This window comes from Bacillus sp. FSL W8-0848, from assembly GCF_038007805.1.
GTDB lineage: Bacteria > Bacillota > Bacilli > Bacillales > Bacillaceae > Bacillus > Bacillus glycinifermentans.
This window is the reverse complement of record NZ_JBBOYB010000001.1, coordinates 3740098-3766727: the sequence shown is the minus strand read 5'-3', so window position 1 is coordinate 3766727 and position 26630 is coordinate 3740098. Positions and strand designations below refer to the sequence as shown.

General features: G+C 46.9%; 24 protein-coding genes and 2 pseudogenes. 14 read left to right on the top strand and 12 right to left on the bottom strand.

All coding sequences use genetic code 11. From position 1 onward, the window contains the following. The first annotated feature begins 159 nt into the window (after positions 1-159). The 7 genes and pseudogenes from NSQ39_RS19820 to NSQ39_RS19790 all read left to right on the top strand — a co-directional run bounded on the left by NSQ39_RS19820 (position 160) and on the right by NSQ39_RS19790 (position 7537). The gene (locus NSQ39_RS19820; protein WP_046129346.1) at positions 160-2079 is read left to right on the top strand and encodes an LTA synthase family protein; all 1920 of its coding nucleotides are present in this window, start codon (positions 160-162) and stop codon (positions 2077-2079) included. Between the two features lie 196 nt (positions 2080-2275). Continuing rightward, the gene (locus NSQ39_RS19815; protein WP_046129347.1) at positions 2276-2704 is read left to right on the top strand and encodes a YwqH-like family protein; all 429 of its coding nucleotides are present in this window, start codon (positions 2276-2278) and stop codon (positions 2702-2704) included. A 51-nt stretch (positions 2705-2755) separates the two neighbouring features. Then, positions 2756-4612, top strand: coding sequence for a ribonuclease YeeF family protein (locus tag NSQ39_RS19810; protein WP_175075978.1), 1857 nt, complete (start codon positions 2756-2758; stop codon positions 4610-4612). 21 nt (positions 4613-4633) lie between these two features. After that, a complete protein-coding gene (locus tag NSQ39_RS19805; RefSeq protein WP_175075979.1) occupies positions 4634-5419 on the top strand; it encodes a hypothetical protein in 786 nt (261 codons plus the stop codon). Between the two features lie 98 nt (positions 5420-5517). Beyond that, entirely contained in the window at positions 5518-6147 is a 630-nt protein-coding gene (locus NSQ39_RS19800) for a hypothetical protein (RefSeq protein WP_175075980.1), read from the top strand. Between the two features lie 149 nt (positions 6148-6296). Continuing rightward, positions 6297-6566 carry an excalibur calcium-binding domain-containing protein gene (locus tag NSQ39_RS19795; RefSeq protein ID WP_046129351.1) on the top strand — a complete coding sequence of 90 codons (270 nt, stop codon included), beginning with the start codon at positions 6297-6299 and terminating at the stop codon, positions 6564-6566. Between the two features lie 129 nt (positions 6567-6695). Further along, positions 6696-7537 (top strand): annotated as a pseudogene (locus NSQ39_RS19790) (glycerophosphodiester phosphodiesterase). Positions 7538-7577: 40 nt separating this feature from the next. On the opposite strand, the gene NSQ39_RS19785 reads toward NSQ39_RS19790, so the two are convergent. Both NSQ39_RS19785 and NSQ39_RS19780 read right to left on the bottom strand, forming a co-directional pair. Continuing rightward, the gene (locus NSQ39_RS19785) at positions 7578-8930 is read right to left on the bottom strand and encodes a 2-hydroxycarboxylate transporter family protein (protein ID WP_175076558.1); all 1353 of its coding nucleotides are present in this window, start codon (positions 8928-8930) and stop codon (positions 7578-7580) included. 601 nt (positions 8931-9531) lie between these two features. Continuing rightward, positions 9532-9951 carry a glycosyltransferase gene (locus NSQ39_RS19780; protein ID WP_236809749.1) on the bottom strand — a complete coding sequence of 140 codons (420 nt, stop codon included), beginning with the start codon at positions 9949-9951 and terminating at the stop codon, positions 9532-9534. Positions 9952-9957: 6 nt separating this feature from the next. Between NSQ39_RS19780 and NSQ39_RS19775 the strand changes: the two are divergent. Beyond that, positions 9958-11727: pseudogene (locus NSQ39_RS19775) on the top strand (glycosyltransferase family 2 protein); the annotation flags it as partial. Positions 11728-11830: 103 nt separating this feature from the next. On the opposite strand, the gene NSQ39_RS19770 reads toward NSQ39_RS19775, so the two are convergent. After that, positions 11831-11998 carry a hypothetical protein gene (locus NSQ39_RS19770; protein WP_236809742.1) on the bottom strand — a complete coding sequence of 56 codons (168 nt, stop codon included), beginning with the start codon at positions 11996-11998 and terminating at the stop codon, positions 11831-11833. A gap of 397 nt (positions 11999-12395) precedes the next feature. Here NSQ39_RS19770 and NSQ39_RS19765 point away from each other — a divergent pair, with 397 nt between their 5' ends. Further along, a complete protein-coding gene (locus tag NSQ39_RS19765; protein ID WP_082094029.1) occupies positions 12396-13217 on the top strand; it encodes a polysaccharide deacetylase family protein in 822 nt (273 codons plus the stop codon). Positions 13218-13254: 37 nt separating this feature from the next. On the opposite strand, the gene NSQ39_RS19760 is transcribed toward NSQ39_RS19765, so the two are convergent. The 7 genes from NSQ39_RS19760 to NSQ39_RS19730 form a co-directional block, all read right to left on the bottom strand. Continuing rightward, positions 13255-13503, bottom strand: coding sequence for a hypothetical protein (locus tag NSQ39_RS19760; RefSeq protein WP_175076555.1), 249 nt, complete (start codon positions 13501-13503; stop codon positions 13255-13257). Between the two features lie 297 nt (positions 13504-13800). Then, complete coding sequence (locus NSQ39_RS19755; protein WP_175076554.1) at positions 13801-14013, bottom strand: hypothetical protein; 213 nt, start codon at positions 14011-14013, stop codon at positions 13801-13803. Positions 14014-14132: 119 nt separating this feature from the next. Further along, positions 14133-14486 carry a YxeA family protein gene (locus tag NSQ39_RS19750; protein WP_046129355.1) on the bottom strand — a complete coding sequence of 118 codons (354 nt, stop codon included), beginning with the start codon at positions 14484-14486 and terminating at the stop codon, positions 14133-14135. A 6-nt stretch (positions 14487-14492) separates the two neighbouring features. Then, positions 14493-16370 carry an FtsX-like permease family protein gene (locus tag NSQ39_RS19745; protein WP_216898879.1) on the bottom strand — a complete coding sequence of 626 codons (1878 nt, stop codon included), beginning with the start codon at positions 16368-16370 and terminating at the stop codon, positions 14493-14495. Then, complete coding sequence (locus NSQ39_RS19740; protein WP_046129357.1) at positions 16345-17118, bottom strand: ABC transporter ATP-binding protein; 774 nt, start codon at positions 17116-17118, stop codon at positions 16345-16347. Before NSQ39_RS19740 ends, NSQ39_RS19745 begins: the two co-directional genes overlap by 26 nt. Before the next feature lie 125 nt (positions 17119-17243). Then, positions 17244-18224 (bottom strand): sensor histidine kinase, encoded by a 981-nt coding sequence (locus NSQ39_RS19735; protein ID WP_216898877.1) that lies wholly within the window; start codon positions 18222-18224, stop codon positions 17244-17246. Then, the gene (locus tag NSQ39_RS19730) at positions 18221-18910 is read right to left on the bottom strand and encodes a response regulator transcription factor (protein ID WP_216898876.1); all 690 of its coding nucleotides are present in this window, start codon (positions 18908-18910) and stop codon (positions 18221-18223) included. The genes NSQ39_RS19735 and NSQ39_RS19730 overlap by 4 nt, the downstream gene beginning before the upstream one ends. A 181-nt stretch (positions 18911-19091) precedes the next feature. Between NSQ39_RS19730 and NSQ39_RS19725 the strand changes: the two genes are divergently transcribed. Next, positions 19092-20144 (top strand): lactonase family protein, encoded by a 1053-nt coding sequence (locus tag NSQ39_RS19725; RefSeq protein WP_175076552.1) that lies wholly within the window; start codon positions 19092-19094, stop codon positions 20142-20144. A gap of 62 nt (positions 20145-20206) precedes the next feature. Here the strand turns inward: NSQ39_RS19725 and NSQ39_RS19720 are convergent, their stop codons facing one another. Beyond that, positions 20207-20554, bottom strand: coding sequence for a helix-turn-helix domain-containing protein (locus NSQ39_RS19720; RefSeq protein WP_046129361.1), 348 nt, complete (start codon positions 20552-20554; stop codon positions 20207-20209). Between the two features lie 211 nt (positions 20555-20765). Between NSQ39_RS19720 and NSQ39_RS19715 the strand changes: the two genes are divergently transcribed. The 4 genes from NSQ39_RS19715 (at position 20766) to NSQ39_RS19700 (ending at position 26191) form a co-directional block, all read left to right on the top strand. Further along, positions 20766-21755, top strand: coding sequence for an asparaginase (locus NSQ39_RS19715; RefSeq protein WP_065894701.1), 990 nt, complete (start codon positions 20766-20768; stop codon positions 21753-21755). A gap of 20 nt (positions 21756-21775) precedes the next feature. Next, on the top strand, positions 21776-23200 hold the full coding sequence (aspA, locus tag NSQ39_RS19710) for an aspartate ammonia-lyase (protein ID WP_046129363.1): 1425 nt from the start codon (positions 21776-21778) through the stop codon (positions 23198-23200). Positions 23201-23440: 240 nt separating this feature from the next. Beyond that, the gene (gene nhaC / locus NSQ39_RS19705; protein WP_046129364.1) at positions 23441-24838 is read left to right on the top strand and encodes a Na+/H+ antiporter NhaC; all 1398 of its coding nucleotides are present in this window, start codon (positions 23441-23443) and stop codon (positions 24836-24838) included. A gap of 33 nt (positions 24839-24871) precedes the next feature. Then, the gene (locus tag NSQ39_RS19700; RefSeq protein WP_046129365.1) at positions 24872-26191 is read left to right on the top strand and encodes an NAD-dependent malic enzyme; all 1320 of its coding nucleotides are present in this window, start codon (positions 24872-24874) and stop codon (positions 26189-26191) included. Between the two features lie 17 nt (positions 26192-26208). Here NSQ39_RS19700 and NSQ39_RS19695 read toward each other — a convergent pair whose 3' ends face one another. Further along, on the bottom strand, positions 26209-26598 hold the full coding sequence (locus NSQ39_RS19695) for a DUF1259 domain-containing protein (RefSeq protein ID WP_046129366.1): 390 nt from the start codon (positions 26596-26598) through the stop codon (positions 26209-26211). Positions 26599-26630 lie beyond the last annotated feature (32 nt).

Below are 26630 nucleotides of genomic sequence, written 5' to 3'. Positions count from 1 at the left end.
CGTCATACTAAAGGCAGTGCAATGGCATCTGAAGCAAAATGATGGAAAAAGATTTTCCGTTTTTCCTATTCTGTGTTATTGTTAATCTAGTTTGCTTTGCATTGATGAACCGCATGCCGGATCAAAAACCGACTAAAATGTTAAAAGGTAGAGGTTATCATGAAAAAAATATTCTCACATAAGCTAAGCTTTTTCTTGTTAGCTGTTATTTTTGTATGGGCTAAAACCTATGCATCCTACTTATTGGAGTTTAATTTGGGCGTGAAGGGAAGCACGCAGCAGTTTCTACTGTTTATTAATCCATTAAGCTTTACCATCGTTTTTCTTGGTTTGGCTTTATTTGCAAAGGGGCGGCGCGCGGCAATATGGATGATTATCCTCGATGCCGTGATGACGTTTGTGTTATATGCGAACATTTTGTTCTACCGCTTCTTTGATGACTTTTTAACTTTTGCAAATCTGAAGCAGGCCGGAAACCTTGGCAACATGTCAGACGGCGTGTTTGCCATCATGTCTCCCCATGACTTCATCTATATCATTGACTTGGTCATTTTGATCGCATTATGCGTGAAAAGGCCTGAACTGAAGGCTTCCCAATTGAAGAAAAGATGGGCTGCTGCGATCGTTTTGGCGGGTGTTCTTCTGTTTTACATCAACCTGCAAATCGCTGAAAAAGACCGCCCTGAGCTTCTGACGAGAACATTTGACAGAAACTATATCGTAAAATATTTGGGGCCGTACAACTATACGATTTATGACGGCGTACAGGCTGCTCAGAACGCGACGCAAAAAGCATATGCCAGCAGCGATGATTTGACGAGCGTCATCAATTATACAAGCTCCCACTACGCGAAGCCGAATGACGAATACTTCGGTGTGGCGAAAGGAAAGAACATCATCAAGATCCATTTGGAAAGCTTCCAGTCGTTTTTGATCGACTACAAACTGAATGGAAAAGAAGTCACGCCGTTTTTGAATAAATTGGCGCATGGCGGAGATGACATGACGTACTTCGATAACTTTTTCCATCAGACCGGACAAGGCAAAACGGCCGATGCTGAGCTGATGATGGACAACAGTCTTTTCGGCCTTCCGGAAGGTACGGCTTTTGTGACGAAAGGGCAAAACACGTATCAGTCGCTGCCTGCGATTTTGAACCAGAAAGAAGGATATACGAGCGCCGTCCTGCACGGGGATTATAAGTCTTTCTGGAACAGGGATCAGGTATACAAGCAGATCGGCTATGACAAGTTCTTCGACGCCAGCTCTTATGACATGTCAGAAGACAACCTGGTCAACCTTGGGTTGAAAGATAAGCCGTTCTTTGAAGAATCCATTCCGATGCTGAAATCGCTGAAACAGCCGTTCTATGCGCATTTGCTCACACTGACGAACCACTATCCGTTCATCTTGGATAAAGAGGATGCAACGCTTGAAAGAGGCACGACAGGAGACGATACGGTTGACGGCTACTTCCAGACGGCGCGCTATCTAGACGAAGCGCTCGAACAGTTCTTCAAAGACTTGAAAAAAGAAGGATTATTCGACAATTCCGTAATCGTCATCTACGGCGACCACAACGGAATTTCCGAAAACCACAACCGGGCGATGAAAGAAGTATTAGGCAAAGAGATTACGCCTTATCAAAATGCAATGAACCAGCGCGTGCCGCTCATGATCCGCGTTCCTGGCAAAAAAGGCGGAGTCAACCATACGTATGGCGCTGAAACGGATGTCATGCCGACATTGCTCCACCTGCAAGGAATCGATAATAAGAACTATATCAACTTCGGTACGGATCTCTTTTCAAAAGACCATGACGAAACAGTCGCATTCAGAAACGGCAACTATGTAACGCCTAAATACACGATGATCGACTCGACGGTATACGATACGAAAACCGGCAAAGAATTAAAGCCGAACAAAGAAACCGAAAACCTGAAAAAACAGGTGGCTGAAAAGCTGAATCTGTCTGACCAGGTTCTTTATAAAGACTTGCTGCGATTCCATAAACTCTCGGATTTCACGCCTGTTGATCCGTCAAAATACCATTATGGAAAAGAAAAAACCAGCGAATAAATCAAAAACGCCTGATGCTTCAAGCCGTCAGGCGTTTTTATTTTTGCTTTTAAAAAGAGTACATTTTCCTATTCATCTCTGCTACTTTCAGACTTATAATTTAAATTATGGAAAAAGGCCTATGAATGAATTTTTTGGAATTTTCAAAAATGATCTTTTAGTCTCTCATATTGGATAATGAAGAGGTGACGGTTCAATGAGCTATTCAGATATGCTAGACCGCATACATGCGGCGATTTCGAGCCAATCAGCCGACCTGGAAGAAAAAATATCAAGGCTCAAACGGGCAAAAAGCAAAATCGAAACGGAACAGAACACGTCTTTGGAAGAAATTAAACAAATCAAAAAACCTGAACTCGATGCTTCATGGAAGGGAAACCGTTCGGAAAAGTTTAATGAAGCGAGAGATGACGCATACAACGAGATGGAAAACATTATAACGGACGATTATGAAGGTTACAAGGCGAGAATTCAGTCCAAGATCGTTATGCTGGAAATCGAGCAGGGGGCTTTATCCGCGGCGAGGGGACTCGCGCATACGGCGGACCAGCTGCTTTCCAAAGGAGAGGAAGCGCTCGAAGAATTGGGCAGCACCATCAGCGACCTGAAACGGCGCTTGTTCTAAGGCAATGGTGAACGTAAGGCAAGAAAATTTTAAAGAAAGGGCTTATGGCCGATGAAAATCTATGAAGCAAAAACTTTGATCTCCGCAATGAAAGAGCGCTCAACACAATATCAAGATTTAAAAGAGCAAATCGACGATTTAAAGAAGCAATTTCAGGGCGTCGTGAACCTGGGGGAAGATTTTCAGGGAGAAGGCGCTGACGCCATAAAAGATTTTTATCAGGCTCAGATTGATGTTGCGGACGCATGGATCGGCTTGATTGATAAGCAGATTGCCTTTTTCGGCGGTATCTCAGGCGCATCCGAAGATCTCGATCTTGCCGGGGATACCGTCGTCAATGTTGATTTTTTAGAAAATGACCTATCAAATGCCTATACGACATCTAAGTCAATCGTCTCTGAACAAAAAAAGGAGCTGCAAAAAATCTTCAATGAGATCGATGACATCATGACCCTTGAAACATTTTCCGCGGACGCTTTCGAAGAGCATCTTGATAAAGCGAAAAAAGAGCGCGAGGAAACGGTCAAAAAAGTCAATCAGTTTGACGAAGATTTAAAATCGGAGTACGCCTTGTCGGAAACGGAAGAAAGCCTTGTTACCGGATTGTACGGTGCGCTTTTTACTGCCACACAGAAGGGAAAGGAAGCATCACCTCTCTACTTTGACGCCAAAGCTTATCACAATAGCGACATCTATAAGCTAAAAGACGATGTAGAAAAAGGCACAGCCGAATATTTGAAGATTAAAAAAGAGCAGGAAGAAGCGAGGAGAATCGCGAAAGAACAGGAGAAGAAGGCAAACAGACCGTGGTATGCAAAAACGTGGGATACGGTATGCACCTTTACCGGTGAAGTCACGGGCTATTATGATTATAAGAGGGCGAAAGACGGCATCGATCCGGTAACGGGCGAGAAGCTCTCAGCGGCAGAGCGGGTCACCGCCGGCGCCATGGCAGCCGCCGGATTCATTCCCGTCGTCGGCTGGGCGGGCCGGGCATTTAAAGGCGGCAAAGCGATATATAAAACGGCGAAAGGCTTAAATGCCGCAGAACACGCTCTTGACGCCTATAAGTCGGCGAAATCGCTCGATTACCTGAAGAAAGCCGAATTCGGAATTTACGGGTTAACGGCAGCAAACGGTTTTGGAGAAGCGATCACGGGCCGAGACATGTTCGGAAACAAATTGACGGATGAACAGCGCAAGCAGAGCCTGTTCAATGCGTTCGCAATAACCGGCGTCGGAGCGGCTGCCCGTTATGCGGACAAACTGCCGGTCAAAAAAATTCCTTACAACGCCCACAGCAGCAAATGGATCAACGATAAGCTGGGCAGGGCAAGAAACGCTGTCGGCAAAGTGAAAAACAGCATCGGCCGCTTTGAAGTGCCTGTCGGCATCCGCGTCGAACAGCTTGCTACACATGCCGGGCCGGTGATGAACAGAATAGGCGTCGAGAAAAAGCCGCTCAGCGACTTGATGGCGTTTTCCGTGAAAGATGGCGGCAGACGGTCAAAACCTCACTGGGATCCGAAGCCTGACGGCATGTCGCAAAAAGATTACGTCGCTCACAACGGCAACAACTACAGCAAGGAAAAAAGAAGAGAATTATACGAGAAGCTGAATAAGAGCAACAGAAGCTACGTAAAAGAAAAAAGGGTGCCGCAGGACCATGAAACATTCCTCAGCGGAGACGACTTTAAACGAACGAAAATCAGGGTGAAGGGCGCCACGGTCTACGAAAAAGACGGTTTGTATTATTACCGTGACACGCTTCACGTTGGGGAAGCCGCCCACGTTGAGGTATTTGACCACACAGGGAGAAAACATTTGGGAGAAGCCGATCCGATCAGCGGAGTCCTGGATGAAAGCAAAGCAGATGCAACCAAATCGATTTCCAAATTAATAAAATAGCCGTATTGAAAGGAAAAAACGATGAAATTACTTGAAATCACTCAATGCAATCTTGATAAAGATGTCTACTTTATGGAAGTGTTTCCGGGGAAAATCGTCATTAATGACGATTATGAAGGAATCATGGTGCTTGATGACCGTTTGAACGTCATCGAAAAGATCGGGTTGGAGGACATCGTCGTTGATGCGTCCTTTAAAAACGCGCTGACCGAGGAATTGGCCGTTTTCTTTCATGATGACAAGAGGCTGTTTTATTTCGATTTAAAGAGCATGGCACATAAGGTGTGCGATATAGAAGGAGACCTTCCCGTTCTGTCAAAATATCATGTTTGGGGCAGCGGTGAGATTGTGTTCGTCACCTATGACGGAGAGTTTTACAGATACGGCACTAGAGACAATGCGTTCCATTGCATTGAACAGGCGTATGTAAAAGAGAAGTATGATTCATTCTATGCGTTTTGGGAGGAAACGAAGGATTTGCCGGTTGTCCGCTATGATGCAGAGAAATCGGAAATCATCGTCAATACAAGAAATAACCGATACTATGTTTACCAGTCTGGCCGGGATAAAATCTTTTTGACATCCGCTTATAAGCCGCATGATGTCGATTTTTCAGGCAATGCGGCGCTGTTCATACAAGAAAATATCATCGAACTGGCGGATCAAACAGAACGGATAACGATTGCGCCGGGAGGCCGGATGGCGTTTTTAAGAGGAAGGTTTCTCGGCCGGGGAAAAATAGCCGTGCTATGCAGCCACAATGACGACCTTATCAGCCAAATTACGGTCTATCAGCTGACAGATTGACTTGGAGAGACCTCTCCAAGTTTTTTTGTGCTTGTTCTAAACATTGCGCCGCCGCATAAGCTTGTATGTGAGAGCCCGATGGAGAGGAGCTGGGGCGGTTGACGACATTGCATTACTTTTTCAAGCTGCATCCTTTGAAAATCCGGGAAGGATGGAAGGTGAAAGAAAACCATTTATATCAAAAGCCGATTCGGGAGGGCCGTCAAACATTATTTGTATTGGAAAATGAAGAGAATCATAAAATGATACAAGTCGAGAGTGCGGGAGATCTCCAGTATGCCGTCAAGATGTTTACTACCGATGAGAAGCCGGTCGCCGATATGCTTCAAATACCGTATGAAAAGCTTGTTGAGAGATTGGAAGAGGTGATATGGAAGGAAGGGGGCGAATCAGGCGGTCCCCGCAATCTTCTGCGGCTTCGGATTCCGGGCGGCTGGAAGGTTTCGCATCATGCCTTAACAGATACGAATCCCGGCGATTTAGATCCCGGGAGCGACGTGTGGCTGTCTGATTTCAAGCGGGATTTGCTTCAGCTTGAGCATGAGGAGGAGCAACTGCTCCTTGATGTGGAATGGTATCCGGAAAACGATCCTGCAGGCCATTATGCCGTTAAACTGATCAAAGACGGCGACTGGAAGCATCCTCTCGAAGAGATGCTGTGCATTCATCCGAAAGAGTTGGCTTATGAACTCGACTCTGTTTTAAAAAAAGCGGGGAAACGCAGTTGATCCTCGCTTTTATTTATGTTTGACAGGGTCAAAAGGCTGCTTTTGTTTCAGGACTATTTATTCAATAAAATGTCATTTTCTTCTTGATAAGGGGTTCTAAATCACTTATGATAGATTCAGATATACATAAACGAAAGGGGTAATGGAAGGTGAAAAAGCTATTTGCTGCACTTTTGTCTTTAGGCCTCATCATCGGCTTTTCTTTTAGCGCCGGCGATGCGGCTGAAGCCAAAACAAAGGTAAAAACATATAAAAACTGCAAGGCGTTAAACAAGGTGTACAAAGGCGGCGTGGCCCGCTCAAAATCGGTCAAGAACAAAGGCGGAAAAACGAAGTACAAGCCGTATGTGTCAAAAGCGCTGTATGACGCCAATAAAAGGCTCGACCGCGATAAAGACAAAATTGCCTGTGAACGATAAGGGCATAAGATCTCCCGAACGGGAGATCTTTTTTTGAAAAAAATGAAAATTAAAACTGCTGCAACATAATCTTTACAGTATGAAGCTATACTGTGTTCCGAATCGCAAAGATAAAGGGGAGTGGAGATTGTGTCAGCAAGTTTAAAAAAAGTCGTGTTGTTTTTATTGATTGGTTTTACTCTCGGTTCATTGCTGCCCAAACGCACAGGCGGCGAAGCCTCACAAAGTGGATGTGATCGCACACAGGGGCGCTTCCGGATATGCGCCTGAAAACACGGTCGCGGCTTTTGACAAAGCGCGCAAAATGAAGGCCGACTATATCGAACTTGATGTTCAGATGTCCAAGGACGGGAAGCTCGTCGTCATCCATGACACAACGGTAAACCGCACGACAGACATCGATTCAGAGGCGCCGGTAAAAGTAAAGGATCTAACGCTTAAAGAGCTGCGCAAGCTTGATGCCGGCAGCTATTTCGGACCTCAGTTCACCGGTGAACGGATTCCGACGTTTGAGAAAGTGCTTGACCGCTATAAAGGAAAAATCGGGCTGCTGATTGAGCTGAAAGAGCCTGCCCTTTATCCGGGGATCGAAGAAAAGGTGGCGGCCGCCCTGAAAAAACGGAAAATGGATAAGCCGAAAAACGGCAAAGTGATTGTCCAATCGTTTGACTTTCAATCCGTCCGCCGCATCCACGAATTGCTCCCATCTGTGCCGACAGGGGTTTTAACGTCCCGTCCTTCCGATCTGACGGATGCCAAATTGAACGAGTTTGCCGGATATGCGAACTATGTCAACGCATATTTAGGGAATGTGGCTGCTGATCCGACGCTCGTAGGCCGCATTCACGCACGGCATGAAAATTACGCCGTGGACCGTGCGTTCCCGTGATGAGGTTCCTCCGCTTTTGCAAGCGGGAGTTGATGGCATAGTCACAGACTACCCGGATTATGTTCCGAAAAAAATACGTTAAACATAAGAAGCCTGCAGATCAGTCTGCAGGCTTATCTTTATCAATAAATCTGGGCCAGGATCAGCAGTGTGAGCGTAACGGTGATGGCGCCGCCGATCCTTGTCGACACCTGGGCAAACGGCATGAGCTCAAGCCGTTCCGCTGCGCTGAGGATGGCGATGTCGCCCGTACCGCCCTGGCCGGAATGGCAGGCATTGATGATCGCGATTTCGATCGGGTACATGTTCAGCCACTTTCCGGTGAAAAAGCCGACGGTCATCATCGTAACGACGACAGAGACAATCGTGATAATGTTGGCCACGTTAAATGCTGCGATCAGCTTGTCCCACGGTGTCATCGAAACCCCGATGGCAAATAGGAGCGGGTACGTAACCGCGGTTGAGAAAAAGCGCGACACGCTGAAGGCTCCGCTTTCAATATGGGCGGGCGCCAGGCGGAACAGCTTGATGGCGACGGCCAATAAGAGCATCATGACAGGTGCCGGAAAACCGAATAAGTCATGGGACAGCATGCCGATCAAATACAGCGTGACTGCCAATATGCCGCCTGCAGCGAAATTCGTAAGGTTAAAAACGCTTTCTTTTTCCTTATCGTGAGACTCAAGCGAAGAAACGTCCCCGTTTTCTGAACGGTCGACTTTTCCATTGCCCGTCCATTCCGGTTTTTTCTTCCCTATGACATTGAGCACGCCTGATAAAATGACAGCGGTTAAACTTCCGAACATAATTGATGGAAGTACCAGCGCAAAAGCATCTCCCTGTGGCATGTGCATAATTTCTGAATAGCCGATCGACAGAGGAATCGCGCCTTCACCGACTCCCCCGGCCATGATCGGAAGGACAATATAGAGCAGCGTATGCTGAAAACCGAGACCGAGCATTGTGCCGACCGCTAAGCCGACTGCTGCAGCGGCGATTGATCCGGCGATCAGCGGAATGAAAATTTTAAGAAATGCTCTGACAAGTGTTTCCCTTTTCATTCCTAAAATGCTTCCAACCACAATTGCAGAAATAAAAAGATAAAGAAAGTTTGAGTTTTCTGTAAACTCTGTAGTCGATTTTACGATATCGTCTGGAATCAAGTGGTAGTACACGATAGCTGAAGGAATAAACGTAGCGATGATCGCGGCTCCCCCGATGGATCGAACGACCGGAATCGATTTACCGATTTGCGCAAAGGTAAAGCCGAAAAAGCCCATGACGGCGATTGATGTCAAGATATCGCTTTTCAAATCGTGCATATATACAAACGTTACAATCAAAGCAAGCAGCAGCAGGTATACAGGAAGCGGAATAATGCCGATCGTGATGTTCATTGCTCTGGCGATAAAGTTATCATCTTTTTCCTTTATCGTTTGAAAAGGCAGGCTTTGCACCTCTGATCTTTGTTCCATATGATTTCCCCCATTCTGTTAATAGTCCCCTTTGTTGATGTGTTATTTAACTAAATTAAGTATACTAAAAAAATCAAAATTCAGACAAGTGCGAAAGAAGACCTATCCCTATGTTCAGAAACTCCGGAGGCCGCCGGAGTTTTCGTCCGCGATCGTTCATTTTTCGAAAAGCCGCACCAAATATCGTTTTTGCTGAAAAATAATAGAATGCCGCCAAGCCGATTTTTCCCGAATTTCCGGTTATTTCAAAAAAAAACGACACAAAAAGGCTCTTAATCCGTCATAAAGATATCAATTATTTAGGCTTTCAGTCTTTTTTTCTGGAAAAAAACCGTTTATTAGGCCGTCATTCAGCCTCAGCAAGGAAGGAACGTTTAAGTCAAATGGTCCGAGAAACAATCAGGGGACATCGCTGATGAACTTTTCTGTAAGGTATATAGACTTATATAAAAGTTATTTATTGATTAAATATAGGTCTTAAGATGTTAATATATTTGAGTGCTAAAGAAATAGAGTGAAACATGTACATAACAATCAAATAGGAGAAAAAAAGATGGAATATGTTTTTTATGGCTATCCGGCGGCAATGATTGCAATCATTTTAACCGCTTTTTTTGGATGTAAAGCGAGCTCGCGCTTTAAAAAGCCGCTCATCATCATGTGCCTTGCAGCAAACGGCGTTTATATCATCTGGCGGTTCGGATTTACGCTGCCGAGCACCGGTCAAATAGTGAACGCCAAATTCTTCAGCCAGCTTTTGAATATCGGCGCGTCTTCCGTCATCGCACAAATAGACGTTCACCAGTTCTTTCGGATAATCGAGATTAAGGCATCCTGACACCGTTTTTTTCAGCACGTGCCGCTCCTCATTATACGTGGCGATTAAAATATCGACCGTCGGCCGGTGATCTTTGTCTTGTAATGGGACAGGGCTTCGCTTCTTTTCCTTCCATACGAGCGTATAAAAGATGACGAGCTGAAAAAAGCCGATGCATTCGGTTGCAAGCAGGATCACCCCCATTGCCGTATCGAGAGGGAAAGCAACGAGCACGCAAAGGCTGGAAACTTAAATCACGCCATGAGCCGCTCGGAGGGAGAGCTGATCGTCACGATGGACGCCGATATGGTCCCGCTGCCTTCCTTCCTGCAAAAGACGGTCGGCTATTTTCAGGACGAAAAGGTCGCTTTCGTACAAACACCGCAGGCGTTTTATAATGAAGACCCTTACCAGTACAACTTATTTTCCGGAACCAATATCCCGAATGAGCAGGACTTTTTCATGCGAAGGCTGCAAGCGGGAAAAGACAGGTTTAACGCGGTGATGTACGTCGGTTCCAATACCGTTTTCAGAAGAACGGCATTGGAAGAGATCGGCGGTTTTGCAACCGGGGTGATCACGGAGGATATGGCGACGGGAATGCTTTTAGAAACGAAATTTGAAGCCGTTTTTGTCAGTGAAGTGCTGGCGGTCGGTTTGGCGCCTGAAACGTGGACGGATTTGCTGAAACAGCGCGACCGCTGGTGCAGGGGGAACATCCAGTGCGGAAAAAAGTGGAATCCGCTTACGTTAAAAGGGCTTTCTCCTATGCAGCGGGTCCTTTATTTTGACGGCATTCTCTTTTGGTTTTTCGGCGTTTTTAAAATGGTGTACATACTGACTCCGATTTTGTTTTTATTGTGCGGCATCCACAGTCTGGATGCAGACGTCTGGTCGATTACCGCCTTTTGGCTCCCGGCCTTTTTAAGCTCATACCTTTCGTTTAAAGCCGTTTCAGATAGACAGCGCAGCATGAGCTGGAGCCATATCTACGATACGTCAATGGCTCCGCACCTGGCGTTGTCTGCTTTGTCTGAGTTTATCTTTAAAAAGCGTTTTGACTTTAAAGTCACGCCGAAAGGAGTCAGCACAAACCGGCGCACATTCAGATACACGACGGCATATCCGTGTGCGGTTTTGCTTGGATTGACGATTGCGGCTCTCGGCAAAACGCTTTATGATTATCTGTTTCATCAAACGTTTGACATCGATGTGGCATCATATAACTTATTTTGGATGCTGTACAATATGGCGGGCCTTTTTCTGGCGATGCTCGTTGCCTTTGACAGACCGCGATTCAGAAGCTCTGAACGTTTTGCGATCAACAAATCAGCGTCTTTTCGGACGGGCGGTGCAGACCGGGAGCACCCGTGCGAACTGGTGGATGTGAGCGATACCGGCGCTCGAATCAGGCTGCCGTACACGGCTGAAGCAAACATTTATTATGAGGCCGACGCCCTTGAGATCGAGACGGTCGGAAAGATTCCGGTTCAGGTAATCTGGACGACGAAAGACGGGGACGATATCGAAATCGGCCTGCGGTTTCATGGATTGGATAGCGATCTGTATGTGAAGCTGATCGGCTATATGTTCAATGAAGAATACGCGAGAAGAGCCGACCGGGAAGAACGTGCGGATACATGGTCAACGGTGCTGCGGTTTTTCATGAAAACCGAGAAAAGCCCCGACGCCTTTAAAAGAAAATTTATCCGTGAAGCGTTTCAGGGAGAGGCGACGCTGCAGCTTCCGGCGCCGTCAGACGAGACGGACAGCGCATCACACCCGATCATGGTCAAGGATATCAGTCTGTCCGGCTGCCAAATCGAAACAAATGTGCCGCTTGAAAACGGCACAAACATCTTGATAGCGATCGATGGCAAACTGACCGGCCGGAGACCGGCGCTCGTCTGCTGGATAAAAAAGAAAAGAAAACGATATACGGCAGGCTTAAAGTTTCTTGACGAAGAAGCGTCTGCATAACATGAATACGACCCGCAAAGCACAGGCTTTCGGGTCTGTTTTGTTACAAATCGTCATGGACGGTCCGGCCGTGTGCAAATGCCATCTTTGGATTCAGCTCATTCTAGCGGTTATGTCGAAACGGCCGGATTTTAATAATGGCTGTTTTGCTGCTCAGAGATAACCGGTATTTCTCGACATGGGCTTTGGAGAGCGGAGAGCTGTAGTAGCCCGGCACGTATTTCGTCAGAAGGGCCTGCATGGCGGATGTTGCTTCTTCCAAATCTGACATGATCCCAGCTTTTCCGAAAAGCATGACGCTCATATATGCGGTGTCGGTTTGGATGGGATCATAAATTGACAAATATTTTGGAAACTCGGTAGAAATCATTGGCCAAAAAGCTGGGCTCCATATTGTTATAAAGGTCAATCACCATGCGGACGACTTCAAAAACAAAGCGGAACAGCACGGTGTAAAGGTTTACCCTGTAGCAGATTTTTGGATGAATCGTGACGGCAGCCCGCAGAAGGCGGTGATGATCGGATTCGGCGGACTTTCGGAAAAAGAAATCGAAGAGGGGATCAAGAGGCTTCACAAAGCGTGGCGTGAATGTTAAAAAATTCCCGCCCGCAATCCGATATGAAGAACGTAACCTAAAGAAAAGAAAGCAGGAAAACGTGTGAAAAAGATGAGAATGCTGCTTCTGCTGCTTTTGGCCGTGTCGCTGTATGGATGCTCAAGCCATGAAGCAAGCGGAGAGGAGAAGGAAATGCCGCCGAAAGCGGAGCAAAAAGAGGCTGTGCCGTCAAAAAAGGAAACGGGGCACACACCGGCCTGGATAAAAGTGAAGGGCCCCGCCCGGATTCCGATTTTGATGTACCACAGCATCTCGTCGGGAAACAGCCTGAGGGTGCCCGAAGCCGAGTTCCGCGGACATATGAAATGGCTGAAAGACAACGGCTATTATACGCTGACGCCGGAAGAAGCCTATACCGTTTTGACCGAGGATAAAATGCCGCGTAAAAAATGCGTGCTGATTACGTTTGATGACGGCTATACGGACAATTACACGAAGGCGTATCCGATTTTGAAGCAATACGGCATGAAGGCGACGATTTTCATGATCGGAAAATCGATTGACCGCAAGAATCATCTGACGGAAGAACAAATGAAAGAGATGAGCCGAAACGGCATCTCAATTGAAAGCCATACGATCAGCCATCTCGAGCTGAACGGGCTGACGCCGGAGCGGCAATTGAGTGAGATGAGCCGTTCCAAAACATTGTTTGACTCTATGTTCGGCCAACAAACCGTGATGCTGAGCTATCCGGTCGGCCGCTATAATGCGGAGACGCTGAAAATGGCCGGGAAAGCAGGCTACAGGATGGCCGTGACGACAGAGCCCGGGGCGGCGTCGCGCGAACAGGGGCTGTATGCGCTGCATCGCGTCCGCATCTCACCCGGGATGTCTCCGGAAGCATTCGGAAGAACGATTGAACACAACAGGTAATAAGGAAAAGCGGCATTCTCCGCGTATGCCGCCTTCCTTATTTTTTTTCGTTTTGCTCCCCCGGGTTCATGATCAGCCGCAGGTCGGGGCGTATACGATCAGACGGCCGCCGGCTTGCCGCCTGGCCAGGTGCGGTTTCGATCACTCTTAAAAATGCGGGCGGTGCAGAAGCCTGACGGACCAGTGTTTTCGTTTCAGCTGTTTTTTTAGGCGATCTTCCGTTTCTGTTATCAAAAAAGAACGAATAAAAAATGAACAGAGCGAATAAAACGAGTAAAAATATCATATGGAAAAAACCCCTCCTTGTCATAAATGTCTTCTTTTAATATCGAACAAGCGTGTGGAAAGTTTTATATGTTTTGTATCAAAATTGTTTTTTGTGACTTTTGTATCGGTTGAAGAGTGGGGATCGTTGTCTTAACATCATTCCCAGTCGGAAGTCCGGTTAAACAACTGAATATTGGAGTGAATGGTGAAAGAATGTGAAGGGAATTCCGGAACATGCCCGGCTGACTGCAGTAAATACTGCATCCAGCCAAAGACCCGAGCAGGAGAAGAAGATGGAGAAAGGAGCCGGCATGTCTTAAAAGCCTCCACCGCCGCCATCGCCTCCACCACCGCTGCAATCACCGCCGCCTCCGAATGAATCGCAGCCGCCTGAGTGATGGCCGTGGGATGAATCAGGACCGCCGGAGAAGAACAACGAAGAACCGCTGTTTCTGTTTTTTTCGTCCGGCGATGTTATGGCGTTGTAGAGGAAGAAAAGGGCCAGTATAAAACAAATAGTTCCAATCATGATATGAAAACCCCCTTATCAATATGACTTCTGTTTTTATACGAACAGGCGGTCAAAAAGTTTCGGGAATTTGTAAATTTATAGTTTATAATAGAAAAAACGGCTTATATGCCGTTTTTTCACTGTTTTATCAATTTGCCCCTGACTGCATTCGGCATGTCGCCGGGCTGTACTTCTTCCCATGTCTCTACATATTTTCCCTTCGCATATACCTTTAGGTAGGCGTTTTTTCGAAGGGAGCCGCTGGCGAGGAATGTTACTTCTTTTTCCTTGCCGGCGTCATTATATCCCTCCAGTGTGTACTCATAGCCGCCCGGACTTAGGTGCTTACCTTCTTTGTTGATCTGGACATACACGTTTTCTTTCGGGATGAGAGGATTGAACCGGTCTGTCACATCATTATGAATGAACAGAAAAGAGCCGATGCATACAACAGCCAAACCGGCTGCGATTAAAGAGATTATTTTTTTCATATCTTATCACCTTAAAAATCCTTTTAATTTTTTTAGATAGCTTTTTCGAATGATCATAAAGAATAATAGTTGGAAGATCAGAAACCCGCCTATCGTCATGAAGAGCGGAGCTGTGAAATGACCGAAACTTTGCGACTCGAGCGTCTTCATCGCGAAATAGGTATGAACTGATGCAAGCGCGAATGGAAAGAAGAACAGGATGGCCAATTGAATCGTCACGCTCTGCGACATTTCCTCTTCGCTCAGGCCGATTTTTGCAAGCGACCGGTAGCGCTCTTGATCTTCCTCAAGATCGGTAAACAGGCGGAAGTAGAGAAAGCTTCCGGATGCCGTAAAAAAGAGAAGTGCAATAAAGAGTCCGATAAACAGGCTCAGGCTTGGAAGCTGAACTGTATCGAAATAAGAAATGGCCTTTGCGTCAAACTGAAATTGGATATGGCCATAGTTTCCGTATATGCTGTTTTTCAGCGATTGGCTGATATCAAGGCTGTCTTTCCAGCGGCCGTATTTATACCCGTACAATGTGACGGCTTCGCCTTGTTTCTTGAGCTTTTCAAAGGTTTTGCCGTTTACGACAACGATGCTGTCTAACGAAATGAGCGGTTTTTTAAAACCTTTCACTTTCAGCCGTTCATTTGCCGGCTTCAGATCTTTGTTCAGCATGTTCAAGGTCCCGGGAACTTCCGTCTTGTCTTTCGCCTCAAAGGTGCTTGGATAATACAGCGCCTCGCCGTCTTTCAGTTCACCCGAATCTGACTTGAAGTGCTTTCGGAATTCGCTTTCAGAGATCAGGAGCACCGGAGGAACGAGATCTCCCTGGCTATAGCTGATATGGATACCTTTTGTCTCTTCCTTTGTATACGAAAAATGTCCTTCCTTCAGCTTTTGTTCAATCAGCTTAACGTGTGCTTGTTCTTTGGTGTTCCCGCTGTTCGATAAGTACTCCATCCCGTATTGAGAATCCATTTTTCCGAGGGAGGTCTTGTAGATCGCCAATGTGCCTGTGGCGGTAAAGGCGACCGCTGAAATGATACAGACGAGAAAGAACAGGCGGGCATTATCTTTCAGCCGGTAGACAAGATCGGATACCCACAGGCCGTTTTTTCCGCGCAAATAAAATGATTTCCGCTTTTTTAACATCCTGAGCAGCCAAATGCTGCTTTGGCTAAAGAAGAAATAAGTCCCGATGATCGTCAGAATTAAGATCGTGACGGCTTGGGGAAAATGGATTTCGTCGGACAATGCAAGCCAGTAGCCGGAGCCGAGGCAGCCGATGCCGATGACCGAAAAGATAAGGGACGGTTTTGGCTCCGGTTTGATTTTCCCGGTGCCCTTGATCAGCTTGACAACGGTTTTTGATTTAATAAACAAGACCGTAAATTGCGACAGCAGAATAAATAGCACGATAAAGCATGCGGCTGTGAGAGCCAGCGCTTTCCAAGGCAGATACAGAGGCAAAGCGTCCATTTCCAGAATATAAGCGCCGACCGTAAAGAAGGTTTTTGCGAAAATCAGACCGCCGATGATCCCTGTAACGATCGAAAGCACGCCGATGATGATATTTTCTGCTGTAATCAGCCTCCTCAATTGACCCGGAGCGATTCCTTGAATGGTGAGTATCCCGAATTCTCTGCTTCTCGACTTGAGAAAGGCGTTTACGGAATAGAGCACAAACAGGATGGAAAAAGCGAAAATCATCCATTCGGCCACCGTCAATCCCCGTTTTGCAATGTTGTTTAAATAGCCTTTTTCCAAAGCGGGGTGGAACAAAAGCATCGCAAAGGTGAAAAAAATCATCACCGAAAACGCGCTGCTTAAAAAGAAGGCGAGATAGGCCCTTTTATTCCGAATGACGTTTTTATAAGCGAACTGTAGAAAGGTCATTGGCGTTTCCTCCCAGCATGGACAGCACATTCAAAATCTCTTCATAAAATACTTGGCGGTTGGCGCCGCGGTGAATTTCGTTGAATAATGTTCCGTCTTTAATAAAAATGACGCGGCGGCAGTAGCTTGCGGCTACAGGGTCATGCGTGACCATCAATATCGTGGCATTGTCGTTTTCGTTAAGATGCTGCATCGTTTCCATCACGTCTTTTGACGCCTTGGAATCGAGGTTTCCCGTCGGTTCATCAGCGAGGATGAGGGCAGGTTGATGAATGACAGCTCTTGCGATGGCTGCGCGCTGTTTTTGTCCGCCGGATATTTCAAACGTCCGTTTATTGAGAAGGGCCTCGATGCCGAGCTTTTCAGCAATCGCCTGAAGCTTTTCTTCCATGACGGAAGGCGGTTTATTTTCAAGCGTTAACGGCAGCATGATGTTTTCGCCGAGCGTCAGCGTATCCAGCAAATTAAAATCCTGGAATACGAATCCGAGCTGCTTGCGGCGAAAGCGGGCGAGTTTCGCCCTTTTTAGATGATGCGGGTCTTCTCCGCGGATCAAAATGTCGCCGGAATCGGGGCGGTCAATGGTTGATATCATATTGAGCAGCGTCGTTTTTCCAGACCCGGAAGGTCCCATAATAGCCGTGAATTCGCCGTCCTCGACATTGAATGAAATATTTTTTAACGCCTGATGAGAGACTTGTCCTTTATATGTTTTATTGATGTTTTTAACGACCAGCATATCAGTCATCATAATCCTCCTTCTTTGCTCTGTGTCGGTGGGGATAAAAAAATCCTCCTTGAAAAAGAGTGTTTCTGCAAACACATCTTATCAAGGAGGATGGGGAAGAGCTATGCGGTTTTATTAAAGAAGACTTACATTTTTGTAAGGAACGAAAATTGAAAGGCTGTCCCTTTTCCGTCTTCAGAAGCAATGCTTACATCATGATCGAGCTTTTCGGCAATCTCTTTTACAAGATAGAGGCCCATGCCCGTCGATTCCTGAAAACGCCGCCCGTTTTCCCCGGTGTAATATGGTTCGAATACCCGCTTTACATCCTGGGAAGGAATTCCGACCCCGTAGTCTTTTATTTCCAAGACGATCCGTTCATCTTGACGGAATATCGTCATATCGATGCGGTCGCTTTTCCCCGCCGAATACTTTACGGCATTTGTGATGACCTGTCCGACTGCGAACCTGAGCCATTTCTGGTCCGTATAAATGACGGCGTCTTCAGCGGGCAGGTGTGTTTTCGGATATACGCGGTGCTGAATAAAGTAGCGTTTATAGTGCTGAATTAACGATTGCAGCAGATTTCCAAGAGACACAGCTTCAATTTTAAAATCCCTTTCAAACAGGTCAAGCCTTGAAGAGTAGAGGAGCGTTTCCAGTCCGTATTCAATCTGCTGGACTTCTTTTTTGATTTGTTTAAAAATGGGCTCATCCTCTTCCTGAATGATCAGGTTGATGACGGAAAGCGGCGTTTTCACCTGATGCACCCATTGATTCATGTAGGTCACCCTGTCTTCCAGCCTGGATTCCATTTCATGAATTTTGCGGTGCTGAAACCGGCTTAGCTCCATATGTTTTTCATACAGCTCTGAGCAAAATTCAGACGTCCCCAAAAAAGGAATTTCCGTATCTTGTTGTTCAGAGCCGAGCCATTGATAGACTCTGTGTTCTTGATACCATTTGTACGACAGATACAGCGCCAGCGCCAGAAGCTGAACGCCGAGCACGTAAAAAAGGTGTGTAAAAGACTGCATGCCGGCAAACCAATAGTAAAAAAACACGAATCCGCCCTGAAGAAGGAATAGAAGGATAAGAACGGCATGGTTTTTTAGAAAAAGCTTCATGACCTCGCCCTCAGCTGATACCCTTCGCCCCTTACTGATTCAATCGAAAAGGGAACGTCCATGCCCCGCAATTTTTTGCGAAGTCTCGCAATATAGACATTTAACGTGTTTTCATCCACAAATGTATCGGTTTCCCATGTCTTTTCCATTAACCGGTCTCTGCTTGTCACCTTTTCTCCTCTTTCAAGCAGCACTTCCAGGAGTCTGCTTTCCTTTTTTGAAAGCTCGTGCTTCTCATCCCGGTAGCGCAGTTCAAATCGTTCGACAAACAACTGAACACCTTCGAATTCAACCACTTTTTCCCCTTGTTTTACCGCATATTCGCCAAAGGCCCTGCGAATCTGGCTTTTAATTTTCGCAAGCACCACCTCATAGGAAAAAGGCTTCTCTATATAATCATCGCCGCCGTTTTCAATCGCCATGACCTGATCCATTTCCCCGCTTCTGGCAGAAATGAAAATGATCGGACAAGTCGAATGCTGGCGGATTTGCCGGCACCAATAGTACCCGTCGTATGCCGGCAAATTGATATCAAGCAACACCAAATCAGGTTTCTCTTCGAAAAAAGTATCGAGGATAGTTGTGAAATCATGCGTTGTAACGGTGTTATATCCGTACTTTTCTAAATAATTTTGCAATAGCTGCCGAATGTCTTCGCTGTCTTCGACAATCATGATTTTCGTCATACGAAACACTCCCATAAACAAACGTTCCGTTCCCGGACGATTGATCTTTCATGCTTAAGAATATCATAAAAAGATATTTTTCATGTGAGCGTTTTATTTTTTGCACACCAAATCATGCTTATTCTGTTTCTGTAGGTTAAAATAGGAATAGACGACCGTAATGTAAAAAGGAGAGGATCAAATGGCAACATATAGAGGTTATATCGGAACATATACAAAAGCAGACAGCAAAGGAATCTATACGTTTGAACTTGATACCGACAAAAAAGCGCTGAGCACGCCAAAGCTTGCGGCAAAGCTGGGCAGTCCGACATATCTCAATATCGCCAAAGACAATAGCATGCTCTATGCGGTGATCAATGACGGTGAACAAGGCGGTGTTGCCGCCTACCGGATTGACGGGAATACAGGTGATCTGCATTTCGTCAACAAGCAAACCGCAGACGGCCCGTCGCCGTGCCATGTCAGCGTCGACAGCGCCAATCAGTATGTGCTTTCCGCCAATTATCACAGCGGAACGATTGCATCCTATACTTTAGATGGAGACGGCAGCTTGGATGCTCCCGCTTCAGAGGTGCAGCATAAAGGATCCGGCCCGCATGAAAGACAGGAGAAGGCGCATGTGCACTATTCTGGTTTTACCCCTGACGAAAACTATGCGGTAGCCGTTGATCTAGGAATTGACCGGGTGATCACCTATCAACTGAAGGAAGGAAAGCTGGAGGAAGTGAAGTCGCTCGCTGTCGCGCCTGGTTCCGGTCCCCGGCATATCGAGTTTCATCCGAAAGAAAAGTACGCGTATGTGCTGACAGAGCTGAGCAATGAAGTTATCGTTCTCGAATATAACCCCGGCCTTGGAGAATTTCGCGAAGTGCAAGTCATTTCCGCCTTGCCTGATGGCTTTGACGGAAAAAGCCAGGGCGGCGCGATTCACGTCACGCGCGACGGCAAATTTGTCTACGCTTCAAACCGCGGACACGACAGCATCGCCGTGTTTGCCGTAAATGAATACTCAGACGAGCTTTCCTTGATCGAGCATGTCTCTACAGAAGGTGAATGGCCGCGCGACTTTGCATTTGATCCTACGGAAGGTTTTTTGATCGCCTCCAACCAGGAAACAGGAACGCTGACATTATATGAAAGAAACGAATCGACGGGCACGCTGACGCTGCTGCAGTCCAACATCCCCGCTCCTGAAGCGGTCTGCGTAAAGTTCTTGCATCGCTTAAATTAAAAAAACTTGATTGGCGATTTTCGGCCAATCAAGTTTTTTTGTATAAAAAGGACAGCCCCCGCTCATTCAGCATCAAGCTGTTTTTTGACTTTGATGAACGCGACCATCTGCCTGATGTCTTCTTCAGAAAGAAGCGCCCCGTCAACCGCCAGTTTGTGCTTGCCCCAATTCGTCAATTCAATTGGTTCGTTTTTGCTCTTCCCATCCCGTGGGTCGTCGATTCTGCCGAGCAAGTAGTCGGTTGAGGTTCCGAATAAATCAGCGATTTCGATAAGCGCCTCCAATGAAGGGCGGCGATAGCCGGATTCATACCCCGCATAGGTGCTTTTCGCAATACCGAGGCGGTCGGCTGTATATTGCAATGACCATTTCTTATTTTTTCTCAGTGTTGTTAATCGATCTAAATTCATATCTTCCGCTCCTTTTGATACACAGTGATTATAGCACATTATGAGCAAAAGTGTACGCGAAATGAATAATCTTTCTTGATTATTTCACATTTGAGGACTATAATTGCAATGAAGGTACGCATAAAGCGTATACAATGCTTATCTGTCGGCCTTTTTGCTCTATATGATCATGCTTTAAAACGTTAAAATACTTCTTAGAGAGGTGTAGCATATGAAAAAGTTACTGCTGCTAACCACCGGCGGGACGATCGCTTCAGTAGAAGGAGAAAACGGGCTCGCTCCGGGGGTTAAAGCGGAAGAGCTTCTCAGCTATTTATCTGATGACCATAAAAATTATACGATAGATTGCCAATCTTTAATGGACATAGACAGTACAAACATGCAGCCTGAACATTGGGTGAAAATGGCTGAAGCGGTATATGAGAACTACGGCCGCTACGACGGGTTTGTCATCACCCATGGTACCGATACGATGGCCTATACGTCAGCTGCGCTTTCCTATATGCTGCAAAACGTCGATAAGCCGATCGTTATCACGGGTTCACAGGTGCCGATTACATTTAAGAAGACAGATGCAAAGAAAAATATTAAAGATGCTGTCCGCTTTGCCTCAGACGGCATCGGCGGGGTGTACGTCGTCTTTGACGGCCGTGTCATTTTAGGAACGAGAGCGATCAAATTAAGAACGAAAAGCTATGATGCTTTTGAAAGCATCAACTATCCTTATATCGCGTTCATCCACGATCAGGAGATCGAGTACAACAAACGGGTTCCTGAAGCAAAGCAAGAGCCGATTGCGTTCGATACTTCTTTAAATACCGACGTTTGTCTGATCAAGCTGCATCCCGGCTTGAAGCCGGAGTTCCTCGATTGTCTGAAAGGCTCTTATAAAGGCGTCGTCATTGAGAGCTACGGCAGCGGCGGCATTCCGTTTGAGAAACGGAATATTTTGGACAAGGTCAATGAACTGATCGATTCCGGAATCGTCGTCGTCATCACGACGCAATGCCTTGAAGAAGGAGAGGATATGAGCATTTATGAAGTCGGCCGCAGAGTCAACCAGGATGCCGTTATCCGATCAAGAAACATGAACACCGAAGCGATCGTGCCTAAGCTGATGTGGGCTTTAGGGAAAAATGGAGACCCGCATGAGGTCAAAAAAATCATGGAAACGCCAATTGCAGACGATATCATTATTTAAACAGAAAGCAGGGTTAACAAATGAATCAGACCGCATATCGGACAGAGAAGGATTTTCTCGGAGAGAAGAACATCCCGGCGGATGTCTACTATGGTATTCAAACATTACGGGCAGCAGAAAATTTTCCGATTACCGGATATAAAATTCATGAGGAAATGATCAAGGCGCTGGCCGTGGTCAAAAAAGCGGCCGCACTTGCCAACATGGAGACGAAGCGTCTCTATAAAGGACTCGGGGATGCGATTGTCCAGGCAGCTGACGAGATCATCGAAGGCAAGCTGCACGATCAATTTATCGTCGATCCGATTCAGGGCGGCGCCGGCACGTCCATGAACATGAATGCGAATGAAGTCATCGGAAACCGCGCGCTTGAACTGCTCGGCCATCAAAAAGGAGAATATATTCACTTAAGTCCGAACACGCACGTCAACATGTCACAGTCGACAAATGACGTGTTTCCGACGGCCATTCACATTTCAACGCTGAAATTGCTTGAAAAGCTGCTCGATACGATGGAGTACATGCTGGGCGCCTTCAAGAAAAAAGCGAGTGAATTCGATCATGTCATCAAAATGGGGCGCACCCATCTCCAGGATGCTGTTCCGATTCGCCTCGGTCAGGAGTTTGAAGCATACAGCCGCGTGATCGAACGCGACATCAAGCGGATTAAACAGTCGCGTCAGCATTTATATGAAGTCAATATGGGCGCAACTGCAGTAGGAACGGGATTAAACGCAGATCCGCGCTACATTGAAAATGTCGTCAAGCATCTGGCAGATATCAGCGGCCTCCCGCTCGTCGGCGCCGACCACCTCGTCGATGCGACGCAGAATACGGACGCTTATACAGAAGTATCGGCAGCATTGAAAGTCTGCATGATGAACATGTCCAAAATCGCAAACGATTTAAGGCTGATGGCATCCGGCCCGCGCGCAGGACTGGCGGAGATTTCCCTGCCGGCGAGACAGCCGGGGTCATCGATCATGCCGGGGAAAGTCAATCCGGTCATGGCCGAGCTGATCAACCAGATTGCCTTCCAGGTGATCGGGAACGACCACACGATTTGCCTGGCTTCTGAAGCCGGACAGCTCGAACTGAATGTTATGGAGCCTGTGCTCGTGTTTAACCTTCTTCAATCGATCAGCATCATGAACAACGGATTCCGTTCATTTACAGATCACTGTGTGACAGGTATTGAAGCAAACGAAAAACGCCTGAAAGCATATGTCGAAAAAAGCGCCGGCGTCATTACTGCCGTAAACCCTCACCTCGGCTATGAAGCGGCCGCAAGAATCGCGAGGGAAGCGATTTTAACGGGCCAATCAGTACGCGATCTGTGTCTGCAAAATGACGTTTTGACAGAAGAAGAGCTAGATCTGATTTTGAACCCTTATGAAATGACGAAACCGGGTATTGCCGGGGCTGAACTTTTAAATCGGGATTAATAAAAAAGGCAGGCGGAAACACGCTGAAAGCATTTTACCGGGATAGAAAAACAGGGTGTTTCCGCTTGCAACTAAAAATTTTGGGGGAGTAAGGATACCATGGGGAAAATAGGATATCATCTTGTCTTTTTTCATGGTATACTTGCTCTGTTAGTTAAATTTTTAGGAAAAAATTGAGTAGAATTTACTATTTTGAAGTAGCTTTTTTGTAAGCGTTTCAAAAACAAGGGGGACTCCAGGTTGAAAGAAGCACGGTTACCATCAATGGTAGAAATCATCATTGTATTAGGTGCATTTTTAGCAATCGTTTGTTCGTTTACAGTAAAATTTAATTTGCCGATACAGTTGGCACTATTCATATCATGGTTTTTGGTGATTTTGCTCGGGCTGCGCCTGGGACACCGTTATGAAGATTTGCAGAAGTCGATTACAACAGGGATTACCAACGGTCTTGAAGCGATATTAATCCTCATTGCAGTCGGCGCTCTGATCGGCACGTGGATAGCCGGCGGAGTTGTTCCGACTTTAATCTATTACGGGCTCGAATTTATTCATCCGAGCATATTCCTGCTTGCCACGCTCATTATTTGTTCGATTACGTCTGTTGCGACAGGTACGTCATGGGGAACCGTCGGTACGGCCGGAATTGCGATGATGGCGATCGGGGAAGGTCTGGGACTGCCCCTTCCGCTCGTAGCCGGCGCCGTTTTATCAGGTGCCTATTTTGGCGATAAATTATCACCGCTTTCAGACAGTACGGTGCTTGCTTCATCTTTATCAAAAGTCGAAGTCATCTCTCACGTAAGGGCGATGCTGTATTTATCGATTCCCGCATATATCATCACAGCGGTGCTCTTTACCGTTACGGGATTTATCTACGGAGGCAAGAACGTTGATTTGGAGAAAGTCGAGTTTTTGAAAAAGTTGCTGCAGAACACGTTTGACATTCATATTTGGATGCTTGTTCCGGCAATCGTCGTCATCGTTCTTCTGGCGATGAGAAAGCCTTCCGTACCGACGATTGCAATCGGTGCTCTCTTGGGAGCCATCTGGGCGGCTGTATTCCAGGGAATGAATTTTTCCGATGCGCTCGGAACAGCGTACAGCGGTTTTTCAATTGATACCGGCATTAAATTTATGGACCAGCTTCTGAACCGCGGAGGAATCGAGGGAATGCTCAGCTCTGTTGTCGTCATTATCCTCGGCCTTGGATTTGGAGGACTTTTGGAACATTTAGGCGTTTTGAAAGTAATTGTGTCCAAGTTCCAGAAAAAGCTGACATCTGCTGGAAACGTAACGCTTTCGACGCTCATTGTCGCCTTTTTAGGGAACGTGTTTGGCTGCGCTATGTACGTTTCGCTGATTTTAACGCCGAAGATCATGGAGAAAAGCTATGACAAGCTCCGCATCGATCGGAGGGTGCTGTCAAGAAACGCCGAGGTCGGAGGGACCATGACGTCGGGGATGGTGCCTTGGTCAGACAACGGGATTTATATGGCCGGAATTTTAGGCATCTCCACCTTCAGTTACTTGCCGTTCATGTGGATGAGCTTCGTTTCAGTCGGACTCGCGATTTTGTACGGATATACCGGGAAATTCATCTGGTATACGGATCAAAAGGATTCATCGGTGCAGTAGCAGCTGATAACAAATCATTGGAGGTATTCTGTGATGAATGGCAAAAATATTATTCGCAATTTAATGATCGAAATTCCTTCAGCACCCGGAAACCTTGGAAAAGTGACCACGGCGATCGGCCTGGCGGGCGGTGATATCGGAGAGATCGAGACGATCAAGGTCGGGCCGCATTATACGATGAGGAGCATCACGGTTCAAGTCGAGCATGAAGAACAGCTGACCGAAATTCTTGATGTGATCCGCAATTTAAAGGACGGCATTCATCTTCATACCGTTTCTGACGACGTCCTTTCCGCTCACGAAGGCGGAAAGATTCACATGAAGAGCAAAATGCCGATCAGGTCGCTCGCAGACTTGAGACGGGTGTATACGCCAGGGGTCGCCAATGTGTGCGAAATTATTAAAGAAGAACCGCAAAAAGCAAAGATTTACACTGGAATCGGCAATTCGGTGGCCATCGTGACGGACGGAACCGCCATTCTCGGCCTAGGGGACATCGGCCCTGTCGCCGGAATGCCGGTCATGGAAGGAAAAGCCGCTCTTTTTGACCAGCTCGCCGGAATCAGCGGCATCCCGATATTGCTTGATACGAAAAATCCTGATGAGATCGTCCAGACGGTGAAAAACATCGCGCCGGGATTCAACGGGATCTTGCTCGAAGATATCGGTTCTCCGCATTGTTTTGAAGTCGAGGAGCGCCTGAAGCAGGAACTGGACATCCCTGTGATGCATGATGATCAGCACGGTACTGCCGTTGTTACGCTTGCGGCGGCGATTTCGGCAGCTAAAAGCGCGGGAGTCGACCTGAAGCAGGCGCACGTCGGCCAAATCGGCCTCGGCGCCGCGGGCGTTGCCATCTGCCGGATGTTTATGGCATACGGAGTGAAACGGGTCGTCGGAACAGATAAATCGATGGAAGCAATGGCCCGCTTGGAGAATTACGGAGGACACGCAGCTGAAAGCATTGAAGAGCTGATGGAAAGCTGCGACATCGTTATCGCGACGACGGGCGTTCCGGGGCTGATCGATAAAAAATGGGTTCGCGAAGGCCAGGTGATTCTGGCTCTGTCCAATCCGAAGCCTGAGATTGAGCCGGAAGAAGCGCTCAAGGCGGGAGCGGCTTACGCTGCAGACGGGCGGTCTGTCAATAATGTTCTCGGATTCCCGGGCATTTTCAGAGGCGCGTTGAATGCAAGAGCAGAATCGATCACACATCCGATGCTCGTGGCCGCAGCCGAGGCCATTGCCTCCTGTACAAAACAAGGCGATTTAGTACCCGATCCGCTGAACCCCGACGTTCATGAGATTGTCGCCGAAGCCGTGGAAAGAGCAACGCTTTCGAGCGGGAGATAATACGGACGGCAGCTGCTTTATCGTAAGACAGATAAGGCGGCTGCCGTTTTTCTTGCAAAAATTAAGGGCGGTTCGACGGATTGGAAATGAATGTACAAGAGATTCGGCTTCGTAAAGATCCAATGGTTATGCAAAGCGCTGATGATGAGTCCCTGATCGGCAAGCCTTTTTGTAAAAAGAGGGATTTCTTCAGGCAAAATGGCGATTTCCGCCATATTCAAGGCGATTCCGTGTTGATCCAGCGACTCGAACATCACTTCTTTCATCGCAATTCCCCGGCTCAGCCTTCCCTGAACAGAGACGTTCATATTCCGTTTTATACTGACAGAACAAACACCGTGCTCCACCCTTGCCTCTCCATTCAATATTTGCCCAAATTGCCGGCAAAGCGTATGAAAACTTTGCATGGTCGAACCCTCCATTTTAAAAAGTAGTAAGA